This is a genomic window from Amycolatopsis sp. FDAARGOS 1241, assembly GCF_016889705.1.
In the GTDB taxonomy this organism is placed as follows: Bacteria; Actinomycetota; Actinomycetes; order Mycobacteriales; family Pseudonocardiaceae; genus Amycolatopsis.
This window is the reverse complement of record NZ_CP069526.1, coordinates 7,591,571-7,611,657: the sequence shown is the minus strand read 5'-3', so window position 1 is coordinate 7,611,657 and position 20,087 is coordinate 7,591,571. Positions and strand designations below refer to the sequence as shown.

The window sequence follows — 20,087 nt, the reverse complement described above, 5'->3', positions numbered from 1 at the left end:
GTGGCGCCGAACCGTCGCTGCTGATCCTCGCGCCGCTGATCACCTTCGCTCTACCCGTGGTGTCGATGATCGCTTTCTGCTGGGAGGACTGGCCGGGCACCCGGCTGGGCCCCGACTGGGCCGGCTGGGCGGACACCGCGCTCATCGTGTTCGCCGGCATCGTGCTGGCGTTCGTCGGCGAGGCGGTGGTGGGCCACCTGCCGCTCGGCGCGTTGTTCGACCCGGCGCCGGACGACCTCGAGCTCAGCACCTTCCCGGCGACCATGCCGCTCGCCGGCGCCGCGTTCGTCGTGATGCTCGAATTGACGCTGGTGAGCGAACACTGGCCGGTGCGCCTGTGGTCAAGCCCATCCCGGGCGGGGCGTGCGCGGTGGTGCTGGCGTGGGCGATCGCGATCCTGCTGTACGTGCGGCTGCTCGGCGGCACCCCGTTCCGCGGCGGTGGCCACGGGCTGCTCGACCCTGGCGTGGGGCTATGCAGGTGCTGCTGTTCGTGGTGTGGTGGGGCCGGCCGTTCCGGCTCGTCGGGCGGCAGTGGGTGCGGTTCACCTGCGCCAACACCGGCACGATCGGCGGCGGGATCCTCACCTACGCGGTGCTGAACCTGTGGGTGCCGGTCTCGGTGCTGTCCGCGCTCGCCGGGTCGTTCGTGGCCGCCGGGCTCGTCGTCGGCATGCAGTTCGAGGACGCCCTGCCCGCCCGGTGGCCGGCGTGGCTCGAACGGGTCGTGTCCCTGGGGCTCGCGCTGGCGCTCGCCGTGGTGCTGTACGTGGCCCTGTTCGCACTCGCCGGCTCGCTCGACTGGGACCGCGCCGCGCCCGTCGACTGGGCCGGGCACGTGGCACTCAACGCCATCGGCGTGTCGGTGATCCTGCACGTCGCGATCGGGCGGCGCTGGCCGCTGGCCCGCAACTCTTCCTGGATTCCCTTCTTCCGGTTCGCTCGGTGTCCACATCGGACATCCCGCTTGCGCGGCACCGACCTGTCGACCACGCTCCGGCAGATTCCTGTGGTTACGCCGGTTTGCGGGCGATGAAGTAGAGATCCATCACGTCGTCGGGCCGTTTGCCGGTGGTCACGTCGGTGAAGCCGGCTTCCGCCAGCCGGGCCAGCGCGTCCTGTTCGCCCCACATCGTGCCGAGCCCGGCACCGCCCTGCGCGAGGGAGACGCTCATGCAGTAGAAGACGGAAAACGTGTACAGCGCTGGGCCGAGCGGGTGGCCGAGGTTGTCCTCCAGGCGCGAGGAGCACGCGGTGTCCTGCATGAGGTACGTGCCGCCGGGCCGTAGGACGCGGTGGATGGCGGCGAGGACGTCGTCGGGCGCGGCGCAGTCGTGGATGACGTCGAAGGTCGTGACGAGGTCGTACTCGCCTTCGACCTCCGTGGCGTCGGCGACGGCGAAGCGCGCGTTCCCGAGGCCCCGCGCTTCCTCGCGGGCCGCGGCGATGCCGGCTTCGGACACGTCGACGCCGGTGAAGGTGCTCGCCGGGAACGCGCGAGCCAGGAGGGTCACGGCGTGGCCCTGGCCGGTGCCGACGTCCAGCACGGAGATCCCACGCGTCAGTCGCTCCTCGAGCCCCGGCACGAGCGGCAGGACGCGGGTGAGCAGTTCGGCGTCGAAGGTGCGCGCCGACTCCTCGCCCTGCAGCTTCTGGAACCGCGGGTACGCCGAGTACGGCACGCCGCGCCCGTCCTTGAACGCGGCGACGACCTGCTGCTCGACCTCACCCATCATCGCGATGTACTGCAGCATCGACGCCTGGTTCGCCGGCCCGCGCCCCAGGGATCCCGCGTGCTCCGGCGGCAGCGTGTAGCTGCGCTTCGCCGGGTCGTACTCGACGATGCCACCGACCGTCATGGCGGCCAGCCATTCCCGCACGTACCGCTCGTTCAGCCCCGCGGCCCGGGCGACCTGACTGCTCGTCGACGGCGCGAGACCCGTGAGCGCGTCGAACAACCCAGTCTGGTGCCCGACGCTCACCTGCAGGGCGAGGCACGCCTCGTTGAGCATCGTCTTCATGCGATCGGCGAACTTCTCCACCTGTCCACTGTGGACGTCGAACCGCCGGTGTCAAGGTGTGGCGGGGAAATCGAGCCGTTCGAGCAGCCGGTGTGCCCGCGTGTCAGTGCGGCTGGAACAGCATTGACACCGGATAAGCCGCTGCGATCAGGACGATCACCGCGGCGTTGAGGACCCGGTAGTCGCGCAGGATGCCGGCGAACTCGCGGATCGTGGCGCTCGGAATGTAGTACCAGGCGGTGCGGGAGCCGATGACCTGGCCGTTGACCTTCAGGCGGCGGGCCAGCATCGCCGTGCGGAAGGCGTGGAAGTTGTTGGTGATGAGCAGACAGCGGTAGCCCGGGTTGCGCGCGGTCATGAGTTCCCGGCTGTACACCAGGTTTTCGCGCGTGGTGGTGGAGCGGTCCTCCAGCACGATCTCGGCGCGGGAGATGCCGTGCTCGACGAGGTAGTCGGCCATCGCGACGGCTTCCGGGAGGGCTTCGTCGGCGCCCTGCCCGCCGGAGGTGATCACCGTGGGCGCCGCTCCCCGTGCGGCGCCCGCGGCGTAGAGCGTGCGCGCCCGGTCGAGGCGGCTGGCGAGCAGCGGGGGCACGGCGCCGCGGATCAGCCGTGAGCCGTGCACCACCAGGAAGTCCGCGCCGGACGGCGGGCGCAGCAGCCCGTAGCCCACGGAGCACAGCACGAAAGCTGCGAACGCCAGGCTCAGGTACCCGACCACGAAACCTGCGCTGATCACCACCACCTCCAGCGCCCGCGGCATCGCGTTCTTGCCCAGCATCAGCAGCAGCGGCGCGAACCCGAAGATCGCCACGCCCGCGAGCAGCGACAGCAGGTTGCCCAGCCGCCGCCCCTCGCGGCGCACCATCTGCAGCCCGTTGAGCACCAGGAACGCCGGCAGCAGCACGGTCAGCACCAGGAAGGCGAGGAACACGAGCTCGCCGCCGCTGACCCGGTCGCGCACCGCGGGCAGGTCCAGCAGCGCGAAGAGCCCGCCGATGGCCACCAGTAGCAGCCCAGCCAGCAGCAGCACGCCGTTCAGCATCCGCCTCCGCTCGAACCGGAAGCTGATCGCGAAGCCGGCGAAGAACGGGATCGACGTGATCAGGTAACCCACGGATCGAACATAAAACGATCTTTACCGCGCAGGCGGGTCACGTTCGGGTGAATCGGCCCGCGTTCAGCCGCACCAGCCCCAATCGCTGTGCGCGTAGGCGTAGGTGCCACCGCTGTCGGGCCGGCTGTAGATGTAGCCGCCGAACATGACGCACGTGCCGGGGGCTGAGACGTAGTCGCTCGCGTAGTACGCGAAGTTGTCGCTGTCGTAGCCGCCTGCGCCGTTCTGGGCATCGACGTACGCCGTGGTCGTCGTCGCCGTGCCGACGTACGCCGACTTGAGGGTGACGACACAATTCTTCCGGGTCGTCGCGCTGTACAGGAGATAGACCCGGCCCCATTCGGCGCCGACGGTGGTTTTCACCGGCATGCTGTACTGCAGGTGGTAGCTGGATCCGCACACTTCGGTGGCGCTGTACGGGTTCGTGGCCGCCGCCGCCACGCCGGGCACGAGGGCGAACGTCGCCGCAACGCATGCGCTGACGGCGGCCAGGGTCCGCTTGAACACGATGAATCCTCCCCTCGCCCGCCGGACTTCGGCGAGCCGGGTCACTGTGCTCGGCGCGACGACGCCGGGTGGTGGTTTTGCTGCGTTTTCACCCAGATGCCGGAAATCGTGCGCTGAGCCGGTCCTGGCGCCGGCGCAGCGCGGCGCCGGTTCAGGCACCCTGGTGGGAGAGACCCCAAGCGCTCTGCCACGGCCAGTTGTTGCGCACGTTCAGCGTGATGTTCAGCAGCGCCATCTCCTCCAGGGTGCGCGCCATGCGCAGGCCGCCGGCGTCGACGGGGGAGAAACCGAGGGACTGGAGGAGTTCGACGGCGGCCGCCTTCGCCGTGGCGTCGTCGCCGGCGTAGAACGCGTCGAGGCCGGCGGCGGAGGTGAGGCGGCCCGCGAGGACGGTGTTGAGCGCCTTCACGAGCTTCACCTGCGGGAACTGCGCGGCGAGCAGTTCGGTGGCGCTCGTGCCGACAGTGGTGAGGTCGCTGAACGTGTCGTCCAGCGGGTTGGTCGCGTCCACCACGACCTTGCCCGCCACGGTGGCGCCCAGTTCGCTGAGTACCCCGGCGGCCGCGCCGAACGGGACGGCGAGCACGACGACGTCGGCGTCACCGGCCGCGTCCGCGGCGGTGGCGGCCGTGGCGCCGGTCTCGGCGGCGACCTTCTCCGCGTGCTCCGGGTGAGCGGCGACGACCTTGACGTCGTGGCCGGCCTTCGTCGCGGCCGCGGCCAGGCCGCCGCCGACGTTGCCCGCTCCGATGATGGCGATGCGCATGATTTCCCTCTCGCACGATGTTTAGTTCAACCTTGAACCAAACTAGGACGAAATGCTTCACGCGTCAAGTAAAGTGACCGCCGTGTCCGAACCCCGGTGGCTGACCCTCGACGAGAAGGTGGCGTGGCTCGGCTTCGTCCGCGTGCTCACCCGCCTGCCCGCGGCCCTAGACGCCCAGCTCGACCACGACGCGGGCCTCACCTTCTTCGAGTACCACGCGCTCTCGATGTTGTCGGAGGCGCCGCAGCGCTCCCTGCGGATGAGCCGGCTCGCGCAGATCACCAGCTCGTCGTTGTCACGATTGTCCAATGTGGTCAAACGCCTCGAGACCCGTCGCCTGGTCGCCCGCGAACCCGACCCCGACGACCGCCGCGCCACCCGCGCCGTGCTCACCGACGCCGGGCTGGCACTCGTCGAATCCGCAGCACCCCGGCACGTCGAAACGGTCCGCGCGCTGATCGTCGACGCCCTCGAAACGGGCGAGCTCGCGCAGCTGCACGCCGCCCACGAGCACATCCTCGCCCGCGTCGACCCCGACGGCGTGACCCGCCCGGATTGGCTCTAGCTGTGCTGCTCGATGAAGGTGGTGCCGCGGCCGGCGGGGGCGTGGCCGCCGGTGCGGGGTTCCAGGAAGTGTGCGCAGGTGACGGCGGTCTCGGCGGACCGGATTTCGGTGTAGCCGAGGGCGTGGGTGATCGTCGAGAGCGGTGGAGGAGGGCGTAGCCCATCCCGCGGCGATTGCGGTGTCCTTGCGCGTCACCGGGCCTTGTGGTCCCGGTTCGCATGGCCCGCTGAGCCGGCCCCGACCGTGGACCATGAGGACCTGCCGGCTTCGGTGCAGGTTGTGGTGAGCCACACCGAAACTCGGGTACTCACCCAGAGCAAGATCATCCAAGCCGTGTCGCCACGTCACCAAGGCGCCGCGACCAGCGCGGCTTCTACACCGGCGTGCCGGGTCGGCCCGAGCTGCCCCAGCCGCCGGTGCTCGCCCGGCGTGGCGGGTGCTGGTTCCGCGTGCCCGGTGTGGGCGGGCTGGACGGCGAGCTGCACGTCGGGGTCGAGGCGGACTTCCGGCCGGCGGCGAAGGCGCACCCGGCGTTCGTGGTGGACGTCGACGCGACCGCGCGGGCGCTCGCCGCGGCGGGGTACGACGTCGTGGGGGCCGATCCGGCCGAAACTCCGGGGCGGCGGCGCTTCCGCACGTTCGACGCGGTCGGCAACCGCCTCGGCGCGGCCGGGCTCGCGCTGCTCGTCGCGCTCTTCGTGGCCGACGAGCTGTACCGGCTCGTGATCCTCCGCTATCCCGGCCAGGGGCTGGCGCTGCTCGTCGTCGCTGGAGGGCTGCTCACCTTCCTCGGCCGTCGCTCGTGGCGCCCGGCCGTGGCGACGCTGCCGCTCGTCGGGCGTGGCGCGGGTGGTTACGCCTTGCCGGGCTTCGTGCTCGGCGCGTCCGCGTAGTGCTTCAGGAACCGCAGTACTTCAGGAACCGCAGCTTCAGGGTGGGCCGAGTTGTTCACCCGCGTCGACGTGGTCCTGTCGCCTGCCGCGGCCGTGGCGCCGCCGCGGATCGACGCCGTGCCCGGCGACTTCCGGCAGCGGGTGCTGCCCGCGATTTCCGCGCAGAGCCTCGCCGGGCTGCCCGCCTTGGTGGTGCCCGGCGGTCTCGACCTCGCGGGGCTGCCCGTCGGCGTCCAGCTGACCGCGCCGCCGTGGCGTGAGGAGCTGCTGTTCGAGACGGGATAGCTCGTCGAGCAGCTGACCGAGAAGTTCACCGAGGAGGAGGAAAGCCCCCATGCCCTACATCAGCGGTAGCCACCACATCACCATGTCGGTGAACGGGGCCCAGGAGGACGTCGACTTCCACGTCAACGTGCTCGGCCTGCGGCTGATCAAGCGGACCGTGCTGTTCGACGGCAAGATCCCGACCGACGGCGACCCCAGCGCCGTGCTCACGACGTTTCCCTTCGCACAGGCCGGGATCCACGGCCGACGCGGCACGAACCAGGCGCGCGAGGTGCTGCTGGCCGTGCCGTCGGGCTCGCTGAACTACTGGTCCGACCGGCTGACCGGCCGTGCGCCCGACGTGTACGACGCGACGGTGTTCGACCGCCGCCGCGTGCTGTTCCGCCACCCGTGCGGCATCGAGTACCAGCTGGTGGAGGTCGACGACGACCCGCGGCGCGGCTTCACCGGCGGTGGGGTGCCGGAGGAGTACGCGATCCACGGCATCTACGGCGTCGGCGTGCACGTGACCGGCCCGGACACCGCCGTCGAGTTCGCCGCCGACCACCTCGGCGCCCGCGAGGGGCTGGCCGAGGGCGACCGGTTCGCGTTCGAGGCGGGCAAACCGGGTCTCGGCGGGGCGGTCGAGCTCGTGGTGAACCGCACGGACGACCCGGGGACATGGATCTACGGTGGCGACACCATCCACCACTTCGCGTGGAACGCCGACACGCTCGAGAACCAGGAAGAGCTGAAGTTCGAGATCGAGGGTGCGGGCTACACGGACATGTCCGAGGTGCGCAACCGCAAGTATTTCAAGTCCGTCTACGTCCGTTCGCCCGGCGGGGCGCTGTTCGAACTCGCCGTGACGCACAACGAGGGCGGCTGGGACTGCGACGAGTCGCCGCAGGAACTGGGCAAGCGCTTCCAGCTGCCGGAGCAGTTCGAGTCGCGCCGCGACGAGATCCTGGGCGAGCTCGAACCGATCGACATCTGAGCCCGAGCGGCCCCGGCTCCCGCGTCACTCGTGGTGCCGCGTCGCGGCTTCGTCGACCTCGCGCCAGATCGCGGGCGCGGTGGGCGTGCGGATCTCCTCCAGCACGTGCCCGACGAGGCCGACGGCGCGGGCCATCACCCCGATGCCGCGGGCCACGCGCCAGTCGATGCCCAGCCGCGACGCGATGGCGCCAATCGCGCCCGTGACGTTCACCGGCAGGACCTTGCCCAGCGCGTCGCCGGCCTGGCGCGCGACCTCGCGGATCAGCGTGACCTGCGGCCCGCCGAGACCGGCTTCGTCGAGCAGGCCGAAGAGGCGTTCCGCGCGCGGGTCGAGCGGTTTGTGGATCGGGTGGCCGATGCCGGGGACGATCGCCTTGGCGGACACGAACTTCTCGACGATGACCGCGGCTTCGTCCTCGAGGTCGCCGTCGAGGTCGGCCTCCTGCACGTAGCGCGCGGCGCCCTCGATGGAGCCGACGAACGTGCTCCCGAGCCCGAGCAGCCCGGCCGCCACGGCGCTCTGCAGGGACTCCGGCGCGCCGTAGCGGGTCATCCGCGTGGCGATGGCGCTCGGCGTCAGGCCGTGTTCCACGAGGCTGACGGTGAGCGCGTTGAACACTGTGGACTCACCGGGCGTCGGCAGGCGGCCCGTCAGCTCCAGGAACCCCATGTCTCCGAGGTTCACGGTGCCGACGAGCTCGCCGACGAGGTCGTGCCCGAACACGGTGATGGACTTGGCGGTGCTCCAGCTGATGTCGGACCGGAAGTCCGGCGACTCGAACGACATGCGGTTGCTCCCTTGCTCAGGCGTGCTTCTCGAGCTCGCCGCGGACGACCTTCCCCGACGCGTTGCGCGGCAACGTCTCCGGGGCGACGAAGTGGATCTCGCGCGGCCGCTTGAACTTGGCCAGCTGCGTGCCGCACAGCTCGATCAGCTCCGCCGCCGTCACAGAGTCCCCGGCCCGCGCGACGAACGCGACCGGCACCTCGCCCCACGTGGCGTCCGCGCGCCGGACGACCACGGCTTCGAGCACTTCGGGGTGGCGCAGCAGCGCGCGTTCGATCTCGGCGGGGTAGATGTTCTCGCCCCCGCTCTTGATCAGGTACTTCGCGCGGTCGACGAAGTCCAGCGTGCCGTCCGGGTTGCGCACGAACACGTCGCCGAGGTGGAACCAGCCGCCGCGGAAGTCGTGGGCGGTGGCCGCCGGGTCGTTCCAGTACCCGCTGAAGACCGTGGGGCCGCGCATGCACAGCTCGCCCGGCTGTCCGTCGGGGACCTCCTCGTCGTCGGGTCCGACGAGCCGGATCTCGCAGTAGGCGCTCTGCACCTTGCTCAGCCGCCGCGGTTCGACGCCCACCGCCAGCGCGTCGCCCGAGCACGGCGGGCAGCCGGTTTCGGTGGCGCCGAAGGTGTTCGCGAACGGCGCGTCGAGCAGGCGCGTGATCTCGGCGATCTCGTCGGGTCCGATCAGGTCCGGCATCACCCCGCACAGCCGGACGCCTTTCGGGGTGATCTGTTTCTCGCGCAACACCTCGGCGAAGCGGCGCACCGTGCCGGGCATCAGCAGCAACCAGCCGAGGCGTTCCGTCGCCACGGCGTGGGCGAGCGCGGCGGTGTCGAACCCGTCGACGACCACGACCTTGCCGCCGCTGATCAGCGTGCTCACCGAGTTGTCGAACGCGCCCATGTGGCTCAGTGGTGACCACGCGACGAACGCGTCGTCACCGGCGAGGCCGTACTCGGCGCGGGTGGCCGAGCTGCGCGCGATCTCGGCACGGTGGCTGATCGCGGCGCCCTTCGGCACGCCCGTGGTGCCGCTGGTGTAGATGACGACCAGCACGTCTTCCGGTCGTGCCGCCGACGGTTCGCGCCAGGGCACCGTCGTGCTCAGCTCGGATTCGAAGCCGTCGCCGAACTCGAGCTTCGGTTCGGTCCGCCGTTCGAGCACCTCGGTGAACTTCCGCGTGGCGCCTTCGGAGGTGATGAGCACCGCCGGCTCGACGAGGTCGAGACAGGCGACGAGTTCACCGGGAGCCGCGCGCAGGCCCGGGCACGCGACGGTCGCGCCGAGCACCGCCGCGCCCAGGACCACCTCGAGGTACTCGGTGCGGTTCTCCGACACCACCGCGACGCGGTCGCCGCGCGTCACGCCCCGGCCGGCCAGCACGGCGGCGATCCGGCGGCTGCGGTCGGCGAGTTCGCCGTAGGTGACCTGGCGCTCGCCGGACTGCAGCGCGACGCGGCCGGGGTGGGTCCGGGCCCGGTTCTCGAACAGGGTGGCGACGGTGCTGCCGGCGGCTTCGAGGGCCGGATTTCCTTGTGTCATCCAGGTTCCTTCGTCAGCTCACGGCCGAGCCGGACCGGGGCCCGGCGCTCGGCACGACGTCTTCGGGTTCGGCTTCGCGCAGCGGTTTCACCAGCAGCACGCCCACGACGCCGATGACACTGGTCAGCGCCATCCAGCCGGCGATCGCCCACGGGCTGCCGTGCAACCAGCCGAGCAGGGCTGTCGCGATCAGCGGTGCGAGGCCACCGCCCACGACGGTGCCGCCCTCGCGGCCGACGGAGATCGCGCTGTAGCGGCTGCGGGTGCCGAACAGCCCCGCGAAGTAGCCGGCCTGGATGGCGTCGGTCGCCGCGCCCGCTCCGGCGATGCCGACGGTCACGGCGATGATCACCGGTGCGACGCCTTTGCTGTCCACCAGGAGGAAGAACGGGAACGCGAACGCGGCCTGGAAGAGCAGGCTGACGACCATGACCCAGCCGAAGCCGAAGCGGTCGCCGAGGTGGCCGTAGACCGGGCACAGCACGCACGCGACGGCCGCGCCGATGACCGTGGCCCACAGGATCTGCGACTTGCCCAGGCCCAGCTGCTTGGTGGCGTAGGTGAGGACGAAGACGGAGACGATGTTGAATGTCGCGTTCTGGCCGACCCGCATCAGGAAGATGGCGACCATGTTGCGCGGCTTGCGAAACGCGCGCAGCAGCGGCGCCCGTTCCTGCTCTCCGGCGCGCTTGATGCGGTCGAACTCCCGCGTTTCGGGCAGGCTCTTGCGCATCCACAGCCCGAGCCCGACGAGCACGACGCTGAGCAGGAACGGGATGCGCCAGGCCCAGCTCAGCAGCTGGTCGTTGCTGACCAGCGCGCCGATCACGACGTAGACCACGGACGCGAGGATCAGGCCCGCGAAGACGGCGCTGGAGAGGAATCCGCCCCAGAACCCGGGGCGGGTGCTGCCGTTCTCCTTCGTCAGCAGGGCCGCGCCGCCCCACTCGCCGCCGGTGCCGATGCCCTGGACGATGCGCAGCACCACCAGCAGGATCGGCGCGGCCGCGCCGATCTGACCGTACGTGGGCAGCAAGCCGACGGCGAGCGTGGCCAATCCCATCGCGAGCAGCGTGACGACCAGCGCGTTCTTGCGCCCGATGCGGTCACCGACGTGGCCGAAGATGGCGCCGCCGAGCGGCCGCGCGACGAACCCGGTGGCGAACGTGGCGAACGACAGCAGGGATCCGGTGAGCGAGTTCGCGGACGGGAAGAACAGGCTCGGGAAGATCAGGGCCGACGCCGTGCCGTACAGGAAGAAGTCGTACCACTCCACGACCGTGCCGAACGACGCGGCGATCGTGGCCCGCCGGGTCAGGTGGGAACTGCTCTCAGTGCGCACGCCGAGCCTCCTCGTTGAGCCGGACCAGTGCTAGAGTTTTCGCTAAGCGAATAAGTTTCCGCTGAGCGACAACAGACGTTAAGAAGGGGCGGGCGCGGATGTCAAGCGCGGACAAGGAACAGTTCGTCACGTCGCTGGCCAGGGGATTGACCGTGTTGCGGGCGTTCGGTCCGGAACAACCCGAAATGTCCCTGAGTCAGGTCGCCGCCGCGACGGGACTGTCGCCGGCCGCCGCGCGCCGGTTCCTGCTGACGCTGGTGGAGCTCGGTTACCTGGCCCAGGTGGACAAGCGGTTCGTGCTGACGCCGCGGGTGCTGGAGCTGTCCGCCGGGTACACGCGCTCGATGAACCTGAGCAGCCTGGCGCAGCCCCTGCTCCAGCGCGTCCGCGACGAAACGGGCGACAGCGTCTCCCTGACCGCGCTGGCGGGCACCGACATCCTCCACGTGGTCCACGTGCAGACCGACCGCTTGATGCGCTTCGCCATCACCCCCGGCGCCCGTGTGCCCGCCTACGTCAGCGCCTCCGGACGGGCCATCCTGGCGCACCAGTCGCCGTCCTTTGTAGACTCTTTCCTGGCGGGCGCCACGTTGGCGCCTCGCACCTCCCGCACGATCACCTCGCCCGACGCCCTGCGTTCCGCACTGGCCGACGTCCGCCGCGACGGCTACGCGGTCGTCGTGGACGAGCTGGACGTCGGGATCACCGCGCTGGGCTGCCCGGTCTTCGGCGGGTCGGTCATCGCCGGCGTGAGCTGCTCGACGGTCTCGGGCTACCTGCCCGTCGACGAGTTCGTGGCGACGCGGCTGCCGCTGCTGCGAGAGCTGGCCGAGAGCCTGGGCCGGGAATTCGAGCGACTCCCGGCCCTGCTGCACTCGTTCGGGATGTAGGTTGATCTCCTGGGGGTGAGACCTGCTGTCGACCAGCCGCGGACTGGCTATGAGGGATTAGCCGGAGTACGACGAAGACGCCACAACGCGGTGGGTCGATTCGTGCAGCGAGGACGACTTCCTGCGCGTGTGCGGCGTTGCGGACTGGCTCCCCATGCGAGGTCCGTCGACTCCTGATGCGAGCATGACGTAACGGCGCATCCCGTTCGACCGCTCGCCGGACTCGGACGAGCAACGCAAGCGCGGTACGTACTACGGCGTCGCCCACGTGGTGAAGACCTTCTGGGGGCGAAGGAGTGTGCGATGTTGTCGACCAGTAGAGGTGCTGGCGCCCGGGATTTGCCGGAGTACGGCGAAGACGCGGTGGCTGCCTGGGTGATGTCGTGCGGCGACGACGAGTTCCTGAAGGTCTGCGCGGTCGCGGAGCAGCGTGCCGATCGGGACTTCACCCGGCGGCCGGAGCTGACGATGCCGACGAGGCCGATGCGGTCCGGGTCGACGTCGGCGCGGGTCGTCAGGTAGGAGACCGCGGCGCTCGCCCTGGTAGGCGGCGTCGTACGCGAGGGTCACGAAACCGGCGGAAGCCAGGCGTCGCGCGTACAGGCCGGCCGCCTGCTCCTTGACGCCCGTGCCGGGGTGGCCGACGACCAGCGCGGCGAGCGGCTCCGCGCACGGGGTGTGGCGGTGGCCGGCGATCTCGAGTCCGCGCACGGTGAGCTCGCCGACGAGGTTGCTCAGCGCGCGGTCGTGCGGTGTGCGGCCGGCCTCCATGCGCAGCACGGCGACGCATTCGCGGGCCGAACGCTCCCCATCGCCGTACAGCGAGCGGAAGGCGGGGTCGAGGAAGGTGAGGCGGATGAGGTTGCGCTCGCCGGCGGGCAGCGCGCCGAAATCGGTGGCGGGCGCCCGCCCGGCGCGCCGCCTCGCCCGAGGTGGCGCCGCGGCTGCAGCAGCTGCTGGACACGATGCCCGACATCCCCGCCCTGGTGCTCAACCGCCGCACCGACGTCCTCGCCTGGAACCACGGCGCCGCCGCCCTGCTCGGTCCTGGACTGCCTAGGCAGCCCCTTCCCCGGCATGCCGCCTGCGGCGGGCCGAGGGTGGCGACCCGGACTTACGCACCTGGTGGGCGACGCACCAGGTCCGCGGCCCGCGCCGGCTGGCGAAGACCGACGTGCACCCCGTCGCCGGCACGATGGTGGTCGACGTCCAGCAGTTCTCCGTCGACACCCACCCGGACCAACAGCTCGTCGCCTACACCGCCGAGCCGGGCTCGCCGTCGGAAGAAGTGCTGCGGTTCTTGCTGCGCTGGTCCACCGGCGACGTGATGTCCACAGTGGACCACCGATAGTTTTCATGCGCCGGTAATTGCATCGGAAAGCGTTCCCCCGAAGAGAGCAGCGCCTTTTTCGTTCAGTGGGAGCCATCGCCGGTCGGCCAGGTGGCCTAGTACTTCCGGCCGAGGCAACGGGCTTGCGACCCGTCGATGGGTGTAGGCCATCCCGGGGGACTTCGTCCGGCGGGGGTTTCAAGAACAACACCGGCCCTAGGGTGATCTTGCTTCGTGATCTTGATCCGAATCACTCAAAGGGGAATCCACAGTGCAGAAGAGGTTGCTCACCAGATCCCTCGCCGCGGCGGGGACGTTGTGCGCGCTGACGCTGGCCACGGCCGTGCCGGCGTTCGCAGCCGAGCCGTCGACCGTCGAGCAGGACGTCGACGCGCTGTACCAGAACGTCGTGGACCTGTACGGAAGCATCCCGGCCGGCGCGTTGAGGGGGATCGACCCGCTGATCGACTCGCCGGTGGACCACATCGGCAAGAAGCAGGCCAACGCGGCGCAGGGACCGATCCCGGGCTGCACCGAAGGCGCGCTGCTGCAGTACGCGGACAAGGCGTTCTCGGAGCTGACCCCGGTGGAGGGCAAGGCCTTCGACGCGTTGTCGGCGCTCGGCCAGCTGTACGCCGAGGGGGTGGCGTCGGACAAGACGCCGCAGGTGTTCGGCACGGATGGGCAGTACACGCAGCGTGCGGGCGCCACGATCGGCAAGCTGCGCGGCTTCTGGGACATCGAGAGCTGGAACATCCAGCTCGTCGCCTGGAAGGGCACCGACCTCGGCAGCCAGGACAAGATGGCGCAGACCTACGGCGTCGGCTTCGAACCGGCGCGCGCCACGGAAGCGGCCGCGCTCACGAGCAAGGTCCTCTACGAACTGCCGGCGCTGCAGGGCGGCCGCAACCCGCTTCTGACGCTGAACGCGTTCTCGGCGCCCGCCAACGACATCGGCGGCAAGCGCGTGGCCCTCGGTGACGGGATCCTCGACGTCACCAAGGCCCTCGGCTTCGACGACGTCTCGGTGGAAGCCGTCCTCGGCCACGAGTACGGTCACCAGCTCGACTTCGCCCACAACAACTTCCCGGGCAACGAGTCGGGCGAAATGGGCCCGGACGCCTACGGCGGCTACTTCGTCGCGCACGCCAAGGGTGAGGTCTTCGACGCCCGCGCCCAGCAGGAGGTCACCTACCTCAACGCCTCGATCGGCGACTGCCAGCACTCCCACGGCACTCCGGACCAGCGCAAGGCTGCCGGCGCGTGGGGCGAGAAGCAGGCGACGAGCCAGGGCAACCCGAACAAGATCGTCCACTCGGCGACGATGATCACCAAGTTCCAGAAGGAGTACCCGAAACTCGTTCCGTCCGACGACCAGGCCCAGCCAGCCGCGGCCCACAGCTGAGCTCGCTCGAGCGGCGGGCCGTTTCCTCCGGGAGACGGCCCGCCCTGCCGTGTCCACAACGGACACTCCCGGGACTGAATTTCCGCACGGTTCTGCGCTGAGCTTTCCTGCGACCGATCAGCGGCGGACGACGAACCGCAGGTGGGTCACGCCCTCGTCCTCCAGCCGTCGGACGAGCTCCAGTTCGGTGGGGCCGACGGAGTCGAACAGCCGCCGTCCTGCGCCGAGCAGCACGGGGACCAGGTGGATCTCCAGCTCGTCCAGCTCGCCGGCGCGCAGCAGCGACTGCGCTGCCCCCGCACCGTGCACCATGACGGCGCGGTCGCCCGCCGCGGCCCGGGCGTCGCGCGCGCACGCGGCGACGTCGGTGTAGAAGCGGACCGGCGGCACGTCGGCGGGTCCGACGTGGTGGGTCAGGATGTGGATCGGCACACCGTCGTGGTGGTCACCCTGCCAGCGGCCGGCCAGTTCGAAGGTGCGGCGCCCCGAGATGAGGGCGCCGGTCGCCATCGCCTCGGCGAAGATCTGGCCGCTGGCGCCGTCGCCGTCCCGGTGGTCGAGCCAGTTGAACAGCCGCCCGCCGCCGCGGCCGAGCTCCTGCCCGGGGCGGTCGTCGGGCCCGGCGATGAAGCCGTCGAGCGACATGGTCATGTACAGCCTGATGGGTCCGGTCACGATTGCCTCCTCGTTCCACGGATACGTCGAACGGACCGCCGCCGGATCGACGTCGTCGCGAAAACGCCTGCGCCGGGTGCCCGATCGCGCCGGGAACCGATTCCGCGCCTGAGTTCCGGCGGGCGACCGCTGACGCGACGGCCGCGCCGGCAACGAGTCGTGTGCCCGCGCGTACCGCGCCGGTTCGTGGCGGTACGCGTCTGCGTCTGCTGCACCGCGTTCGACCCGTTTCCCTCGGCTTCGCGGCCGACGCGCACGTGGCTGCCCGCCGCCGGTGCCGCCACGGCGAAGTCCGCGGTGGCACCGGCGCGAGTCCGTTGTGGACGGATCAGGACCGGAAGAACTCCAGCAGGTCCGCGTTGATCGTCTCCGCCTTGGTGGTCGGCATGCCGTGGGGGAAGCCCGCGTAGGTCTTCAACGTGCCGTTCTGCAGCAGTTCCGCCGACAGGGGTCCGGCGTCGGCGTAGGGGACGATCTGGTCGTCGTCGCCGTGGCCGACGAGGACGGGGACGGTGATCCTCTTGAGGTCGTCGGTGAAGTCGGTCTGGGAGAAGGCGACGATGCCGTCGTAGTGGGCCTTCGCGCCGCCGGTCATGCCCTGGCGCCACCAGTTCTCGATGATCGCCTCGTCGGGTTCGACGCCGGGTCGGTTGAATCCGTAGAACGGCCCCGAGGCGAGCGCGCGGTAGAACACCGAGCGGTTCGCGGCGAGCTGCGCCTGCAGGTCGTCGAAGACGCTCTTCGGGAGACCACCGGGGTTTTCCGGCGTCTGCACCATCAACGGCGGGACGGCGCTGAGGATCGCGGCCTTGGCGACGCGGGATTCGCCGTGGCGGGCGAGGTAGCGCACGACCTCGCCGCCGCCGGTGGAGTGTCCGACGTGGATCGCGTCGTGCAGGTCGAGGTGGGCCGTGACGGCGGCGAGGTCGTCGGCGTAGTGGTCCATGTCGTGCCCGTCGCCGACTTGCGAGGATCTTCCGTGGCCGCGGCGGTCGTGCGCGACGACGCGGTAACCCTGCTGCAGGAAGAACAGCATCTGGGTGTCCCAGTCGTCCGACGAGAGCGGCCAGCCGTGGCTGAACACGATGGGCTGGCCGGTGCCCCAGTCCTTGTAGAAGATCTCGACACCGTCGTTCGTGGTGATCGTCGGCATGGTCGCGGTCTCCGTTCGTCCAGTGGTGCGACGGGCCCGGCCCGTCGGGTCGTTGCCCACGATGCCCGCCGTGGCGCGGAGCGGACAAGGATCGTGAAAAACAGCGCTCAGGCGGGTGGTCGGCGGCCGTGCGCCGGCGAAAGCCGGCTCACCACGGAGCGGGACTCCCGTCCCACGAGACGAACTCGCCGGTGGGTCCGTCGTCCGCCAGCAGGGCCAGCCCGACGGCACCGGCGGCGGCTTCTGCGGGATCCCCGTCGGCGGCGGCCGCGCGTTCGTTCAGGTCCGTGTGACGCAGACCCGGGGCCAGGGCGTTGACCTTGAACCCGGCACCGGCCAGGGCGTGGGCGTAGAACAGCGCGAGCGCGTTGAGCGCCGTCTTCGACGACGTCACCGGGGCGGCGTTCCACGTGGTGCTGCAGGGCTCGTGCCGGCTCGCTCCGCTGCCGGGCGGCGCCGGCTTCGAGCCGGTCGAGCTCGAACCGGGTGACGTGGCCCTGCCGGGCGCGGCGTGCCGCACGCTGTGGTCTTCGCGTCCGGTACGCCGCCGGTCGACTTCAGGCCGACGCGTCCTTCGCCGGGCACGCCCTTCGGTCGCGTCTCGCTCCCCGGCGCCGGCGCGCGATCGACGATCGTGTGCGGCGCGTACCGGCTGCACCGGCACCGGCCGCACCCGCTGCTGCGGGACCTGCCCGAGGTGGTGCACCGGCCGGCCGTGCCGGCACCCCAGCCTCCGCGCACTGGTCCAGCTCCTCGGCGACGAACTGGAATCACGGCCTCCCGGCGCTGCCGTCGCTGGTGGACACCCTGCTGGTGTACATGCTCCGTGCTGACTGCGCTAGACCGCGCAGCCGCACGGCTGGTCGGCCGCCCTCGCCGATCCCGTGACCGCACGAGCCCTCGCCGCCATCCACGGCGAACCGGCGCACGCGTGGACCGTCGAGGACCTCGGTGCCGCGGCGGGATTGTCGCGAGCCGCTTTCGCGCGACGGTTCACCGCAGTAGCGGGCGAACCGCCGCTGGCGTACCTCACCCGCCGGCGGACGACCCTGGCCACCCGGCTCCTGCGCGACACCGACAAACCCTTGGGGCAGGTGGCTTCGGCCATCGGCTACGGGTCCGCCTTCGCCCTCGCGGAAAGCCTTCCGGCGCGAATTCGCCACCACTCCGGGGGAGTACCGCCGAGCCATGCTGGCGGACAGTCACCGAGCACCGCTGCCGGGCTGATCCCTCGCCGGCGGGGCAAGCCCAGTTCCGCGGAGGTCAGGCGCGACGGCGTGATGCGAATGGGCGTAGTGGGTCCACTGCGCCGGCCGGCCGACCCGGCGCCGGTGTCAACGGCGTCTAGCCCGGCACGCACTTCGCGCTTCGCGGCGCCGTCGTGGCCGGCGACGGCAGCGCGCCGCGATCCGGGGAGCCCGGCCGAGGTGAGCAGCTGGCTGCAGCAGATGGTGCTGACGCTTTCATCACCGGCGACCGCAGCAGTGTTCGCCGGAGCAACGCGCTCCACGTGAGTCGGTTCGAGTCGAGTGCCGGGAGCCGACCGCCGCGGTCGGGGCGGCAGTCCGCCCGGCCAGCGCGCCGGCCGGCAGGTGCGAGCGGGCCTTGAGTGGCCTGCCGCCGACGAGGCCGTCGCCGGTGAAGCGGAGGGTTGCCGCCGGCGGGGCCCGACGCCCGCTCACCGCCTCACCGGAGAATCGACTGGTCCGAGGTCGCGAAGTAGGCGACCGTCCCGGCGATCGCCGTGAGGTAATGGCCCAGCACCACGCGGTTGACGTTTTCGAGGCGGTCGCAGGCCTTGTGGTAGCAGGGGTCGTACCGCTCGTCCGCCTGGCCGCCCCACGCCTGGGCCTGCTCCCCGGACTTGTCCTTGCGGTCACCGTTTTCCGCGCCGCCGGAAGGAATGCCGGCGTCGACGAACGGTGTCTCGTCGTCCCCGACGAACTTGATGGCCTCAGCTTTCACCCCGGTTGCAGCCAGCTGGCCGGCGAGGACACCGGCGACGGCGGCCGAACCGGGCGGGCCGGTCTGGGACTGCTCGTCGCCCACGCCGCCCTGGGCGAAGTAGCCGCCGTTGGGCGAGGCCACCATGTCCACGTTCAGGTAAAGCGCGATCTTTTCGCGATCGGCGGTGGAAAGGCCGTTCACATACGACGTCGAGCCCTCGGAACCGCTCTCCTCCGAGCCGAAGAACGCGAACCGGACGGTGTTGCGCAGCGGCGCGGAGGGACCGAGGTGCCGCGCGATTTCCAGCAGCGTGGCGACACCGGAACCGTTGTCGACGATCCCGGGCCCGTCCTCCACCGAATCCAGGTGGGCCCCGATCACCACCACGTGGGCGGGGTCCCCGGTGCGGGTCTGCGTGATGACGTTGCGCGCCGTGCCCTGCTCCCGACCGCGTTTGCGGGGCAGCTCGAAGGCCGGGGTCGCCACGTCGTAGCCGGCGGCCCGGAGGACGCCTGTCACGTAGTCGACGCTCGCGTCGTAACCGGGGCCTGGTGAAGCGCGGTTGCCACCGTTGTCGTCGGCGATCTTCTGCAACGCCTGGAGGTGGGTGACCGCTCCGGCATCACTCACCGAGGCCTTGAGCTGGCGAGCCACCGGACCGTCCACGACCTGCACGTTCGGCGCCGGAGGCTGCGCACCCGGCGACGAACAGCCGCCGGCGACCACACCCGCGATCAACGCGAGCGCCAATCTCCTCCGGGTCAGGACGCTCTTCGGTGACCGCATCACAGCTGCTCCTCATCCGCTCGGCCGGACCTTCCACCGTCGCAGATCAGCAGAGAAACACACCGCACGCCACAGGTGAATGCTGCTCGGTTTGACGGCGCCTGGGTTGGTGAAGGATCCCTTCGTGGTGTGAAAGGGCCGGACAACCGTTCTCGCGCGCCAACGTCACACGAGCCAACGACCGCGCGAAAAACCCGTTCGGCACCGTCACGCCGCCGGCTCCGGGCGGACGATGAGCACGGGACATTGCGCCTGCCGGACCAACGCCTGGCTCGTCGACCCCAGCAGCAGCCCCTTGAACCCGCCGCGGCCGCGGCTGCCGACCACCACCAGTTGCGCGTGCGCCGACTCCTCCAGCAACGCCTGCCGCGGGTTGTTGCGCACCAGGCGGCGCCGGACCTGCACGTCCGGGTGGTCTTCTTGACAGCCTGCCAGCCGCTGGGCCAGCAGCCGCTGCTCGGCCGGCTCGATGGCTTCCCACTGCGGCATCACCTTCGCCGTCCCGTACATGTACTCGTACGTGATGTCACTCCAGGCGTACACGGCGACCAGGGGCACCCCGCGGAACGATGCTTCCTCGAAGGCGACGCCGATCGCCTGCTCGCTGTTCGGGCTCCCGTCGACGCCGACCACCACCGGCCCCACCGTCGGCACCGTCCCGTCGCGGTCGCGGACGACCGCCACCGGGCAGTGCGCCTGGCTCACGACCGTCGGCACGGCCGAGCCGACGAGTATGCCGCTCAACGCGCCCATCCCGCTCCCGCCCAGCACGACCATCCGCGCGTTGCGGGACAGGTCGACCAGCAGAGCCGCGGCCGATTCGGGCACTATTTCAGTCGTGACGGTGAGTGAACGGTCCACCGTGAGCGCCACCTCGCGGGCTTCGGCGACATAGCTTTCCGCGACGTGCTGGGCCAGCGTGCCCACCTCGTCGATCCCCGCGATGTCGAGGTCGTGGAAGCGGAGGATGAACTCCATGCCGTGCGCGATCAGCAGATCACGCTTGCGCTCCGACGCCATGGCCGCCGCCCACCGCACGGCCTCCTGGGCCCCGGGCGAGCCATCCGTTCCGACCACCATCGTGCGTCCCCACGCGGTCAT

The 20,087-nt window shown here is 70.7% G+C and carries 22 protein-coding genes and 1 pseudogene; 10 read left to right on the top strand and 13 right to left on the bottom strand.

The genetic code is table 11. The features are described 5' to 3' along the window. Positions 1–474: 474 nt before the first annotated feature. On the top strand, positions 475–1,035 hold the full coding sequence (locus I6J71_RS36995) for a hypothetical protein (RefSeq protein ID WP_204091104.1): 561 nt from the start codon (positions 475–477) through the stop codon (positions 1,033–1,035). Here the strand turns inward: I6J71_RS36995 and I6J71_RS36990 are convergent. From I6J71_RS36990 to I6J71_RS36975, 4 genes are all read right to left on the bottom strand, one after another. Beyond that, positions 1,013–2,041 carry a class I SAM-dependent methyltransferase gene (locus I6J71_RS36990; protein WP_204091103.1) on the bottom strand — a complete coding sequence of 343 codons (1,029 nt, stop codon included), beginning with the start codon at positions 2,039–2,041 and terminating at the stop codon, positions 1,013–1,015. The genes I6J71_RS36995 and I6J71_RS36990 overlap by 23 nt on opposite strands. Positions 2,042–2,123: 82 nt before the next feature. Further along, positions 2,124–3,137, bottom strand: coding sequence for a YdcF family protein (locus tag I6J71_RS36985; RefSeq protein ID WP_239154126.1), 1,014 nt, complete (start codon positions 3,135–3,137; stop codon positions 2,124–2,126). A 63-nt stretch (positions 3,138–3,200) separates the two neighbouring features. Continuing rightward, positions 3,201–3,644 (bottom strand): hypothetical protein, encoded by a 444-nt coding sequence (locus I6J71_RS36980; RefSeq protein ID WP_204091102.1) that lies wholly within the window; start codon positions 3,642–3,644, stop codon positions 3,201–3,203. 151 nt (positions 3,645–3,795) lie between these two features. Then, positions 3,796–4,410: an NADPH-dependent F420 reductase gene (locus I6J71_RS36975; RefSeq protein ID WP_204091101.1), complete on the bottom strand. Its 615-nt coding sequence runs from the start codon at positions 4,408–4,410 to the stop codon at positions 3,796–3,798. Positions 4,411–4,492: 82 nt separating this feature from the next. Between I6J71_RS36975 and I6J71_RS36970 the strand changes: the two genes are divergently transcribed. From I6J71_RS36970 to I6J71_RS36955, 4 genes are all read left to right on the top strand, one after another. Further along, complete coding sequence (locus I6J71_RS36970) at positions 4,493–4,975, top strand: MarR family winged helix-turn-helix transcriptional regulator (protein ID WP_239154125.1); 483 nt, start codon at positions 4,493–4,495, stop codon at positions 4,973–4,975. Positions 4,976–5,358: 383 nt separating this feature from the next. Beyond that, positions 5,359–5,868: a hypothetical protein gene (locus I6J71_RS49300; RefSeq protein WP_239154124.1), complete on the top strand. Its 510-nt coding sequence runs from the start codon at positions 5,359–5,361 to the stop codon at positions 5,866–5,868. A 51-nt stretch (positions 5,869–5,919) separates the two neighbouring features. Beyond that, positions 5,920–6,153 carry an amidase family protein gene (locus I6J71_RS36960; RefSeq protein ID WP_204091099.1) on the top strand — a complete coding sequence of 78 codons (234 nt, stop codon included), beginning with the start codon at positions 5,920–5,922 and terminating at the stop codon, positions 6,151–6,153. 49 nt (positions 6,154–6,202) lie between these two features. After that, positions 6,203–7,129 carry a VOC family protein gene (locus I6J71_RS36955; RefSeq protein WP_204091098.1) on the top strand — a complete coding sequence of 309 codons (927 nt, stop codon included), beginning with the start codon at positions 6,203–6,205 and terminating at the stop codon, positions 7,127–7,129. Positions 7,130–7,153: 24 nt separating this feature from the next. Here the strand turns inward: I6J71_RS36955 and I6J71_RS36950 are convergent, their stop codons facing one another. From I6J71_RS36950 to I6J71_RS36940, 3 genes are read right to left on the bottom strand one after another with little or no spacing between them, the layout of a single operon-like run. Next, positions 7,154–7,918, bottom strand: coding sequence for a citryl-CoA lyase (locus I6J71_RS36950; protein WP_204091097.1), 765 nt, complete (start codon positions 7,916–7,918; stop codon positions 7,154–7,156). A gap of 16 nt (positions 7,919–7,934) precedes the next feature. Continuing rightward, positions 7,935–9,458 carry a class I adenylate-forming enzyme family protein gene (locus I6J71_RS36945; protein WP_204091096.1) on the bottom strand — a complete coding sequence of 508 codons (1,524 nt, stop codon included), beginning with the start codon at positions 9,456–9,458 and terminating at the stop codon, positions 7,935–7,937. Positions 9,459–9,471: 13 nt separating this feature from the next. Beyond that, a complete protein-coding gene (locus tag I6J71_RS36940) occupies positions 9,472–10,800 on the bottom strand; it encodes an MFS transporter (RefSeq protein WP_204091095.1) in 1,329 nt (442 codons plus the stop codon). 98 nt (positions 10,801–10,898) lie between these two features. On the opposite strand from I6J71_RS36940, the gene I6J71_RS36935 reads away from it, so the two are divergent. Next, entirely contained in the window at positions 10,899–11,690 is a 792-nt protein-coding gene (locus tag I6J71_RS36935; protein ID WP_204091094.1) for an IclR family transcriptional regulator C-terminal domain-containing protein, read from the top strand. Positions 11,691–11,942: 252 nt separating this feature from the next. On the opposite strand, the gene I6J71_RS36930 is transcribed toward I6J71_RS36935, so the two are convergent. Next, entirely contained in the window at positions 11,943–12,548 is a 606-nt protein-coding gene (locus I6J71_RS36930; protein ID WP_239155523.1) for a hypothetical protein, read from the bottom strand. A gap of 107 nt (positions 12,549–12,655) precedes the next feature. Between I6J71_RS36930 and I6J71_RS50015 the strand changes: the two are divergent. Beyond that, positions 12,656–13,041: pseudogene (locus I6J71_RS50015) on the top strand (hypothetical protein). Between the two features lie 250 nt (positions 13,042–13,291). Beyond that, the gene (locus tag I6J71_RS36920; protein ID WP_239154122.1) at positions 13,292–14,425 is read left to right on the top strand and encodes a hypothetical protein; all 1,134 of its coding nucleotides are present in this window, start codon (positions 13,292–13,294) and stop codon (positions 14,423–14,425) included. Positions 14,426–14,542: 117 nt separating this feature from the next. Here I6J71_RS36920 and I6J71_RS36915 read toward each other — a convergent pair whose 3' ends face one another. The 3 genes from I6J71_RS36915 to I6J71_RS36905 all read right to left on the bottom strand — a co-directional run bounded on the left by I6J71_RS36915 (position 14,543) and on the right by I6J71_RS36905 (position 16,647). After that, on the bottom strand, positions 14,543–15,100 hold the full coding sequence (locus I6J71_RS36915; RefSeq protein WP_239154121.1) for a dihydrofolate reductase family protein: 558 nt from the start codon (positions 15,098–15,100) through the stop codon (positions 14,543–14,545). A gap of 328 nt (positions 15,101–15,428) precedes the next feature. Further along, on the bottom strand, positions 15,429–16,253 hold the full coding sequence (locus I6J71_RS36910; protein ID WP_204091092.1) for an alpha/beta fold hydrolase: 825 nt from the start codon (positions 16,251–16,253) through the stop codon (positions 15,429–15,431). A gap of 148 nt (positions 16,254–16,401) precedes the next feature. Continuing rightward, positions 16,402–16,647, bottom strand: coding sequence for a hypothetical protein (locus I6J71_RS36905; RefSeq protein ID WP_204091091.1), 246 nt, complete (start codon positions 16,645–16,647; stop codon positions 16,402–16,404). A gap of 16 nt (positions 16,648–16,663) precedes the next feature. On the opposite strand from I6J71_RS36905, the gene I6J71_RS51365 reads away from it, so the two are divergent. Both I6J71_RS51365 and I6J71_RS51360 read left to right on the top strand, forming a co-directional pair. Then, on the top strand, positions 16,664–17,086 hold the full coding sequence (locus tag I6J71_RS51365) for a cupin domain-containing protein (RefSeq protein WP_370542243.1): 423 nt from the start codon (positions 16,664–16,666) through the stop codon (positions 17,084–17,086). A 51-nt stretch (positions 17,087–17,137) separates the two neighbouring features. Then, complete coding sequence (locus tag I6J71_RS51360; protein ID WP_204091089.1) at positions 17,138–17,767, top strand: helix-turn-helix domain-containing protein; 630 nt, start codon at positions 17,138–17,140, stop codon at positions 17,765–17,767. A gap of 172 nt (positions 17,768–17,939) precedes the next feature. Here the strand turns inward: I6J71_RS51360 and I6J71_RS36890 are convergent, their stop codons facing one another. Further along, positions 17,940–18,986 carry a M20/M25/M40 family metallo-hydrolase gene (locus I6J71_RS36890; RefSeq protein ID WP_204091088.1) on the bottom strand — a complete coding sequence of 349 codons (1,047 nt, stop codon included), beginning with the start codon at positions 18,984–18,986 and terminating at the stop codon, positions 17,940–17,942. 207 nt (positions 18,987–19,193) lie between these two features. Continuing rightward, entirely contained in the window at positions 19,194–20,087 is an 894-nt protein-coding gene (locus I6J71_RS36885) for a universal stress protein (protein ID WP_204091087.1), read from the bottom strand.

What these genes read in the sequence shown, in the direction of transcription:
- I6J71_RS36910 (WP_204091092.1), bottom strand. Translation starts at nt 16,253, where the DNA reads ATGCCGACGATCACCACGAACGACGGTGTCGAGATCTTCTACAAGGAC.
- I6J71_RS36955 (WP_204091098.1), top strand. Translation starts at nt 6,203, where the DNA reads ATGCCCTACATCAGCGGTAGCCACCACATCACCATGTCGGTGAACGGG.
- I6J71_RS36885 (WP_204091087.1), bottom strand. Translation starts at nt 20,087, where the DNA reads ATGACCGCGTGGGGACGCACGATGGTGGTCGGAACGGATGGCTCGCCC.
- I6J71_RS36890 (WP_204091088.1), bottom strand. Translation starts at nt 18,986, where the DNA reads ATGCGGTCACCGAAGAGCGTCCTGACCCGGAGGAGATTGGCGCTCGCG.
- I6J71_RS36975 (WP_204091101.1), bottom strand. Translation starts at nt 4,410, where the DNA reads ATGCGCATCGCCATCATCGGAGCGGGCAACGTCGGCGGCGGCCTGGCC.
- I6J71_RS36935 (WP_204091094.1), top strand. Translation starts at nt 10,899, where the DNA reads ATGTCAAGCGCGGACAAGGAACAGTTCGTCACGTCGCTGGCCAGGGGA.
- I6J71_RS36950 (WP_204091097.1), bottom strand. Translation starts at nt 7,918, where the DNA reads ATGTCGTTCGAGTCGCCGGACTTCCGGTCCGACATCAGCTGGAGCACC.
- I6J71_RS36995 (WP_204091104.1), top strand. Translation starts at nt 475, where the DNA reads ATGCAGGTGCTGCTGTTCGTGGTGTGGTGGGGCCGGCCGTTCCGGCTC.
- I6J71_RS36945 (WP_204091096.1), bottom strand. Translation starts at nt 9,458, where the DNA reads ATGACACAAGGAAATCCGGCCCTCGAAGCCGCCGGCAGCACCGTCGCC.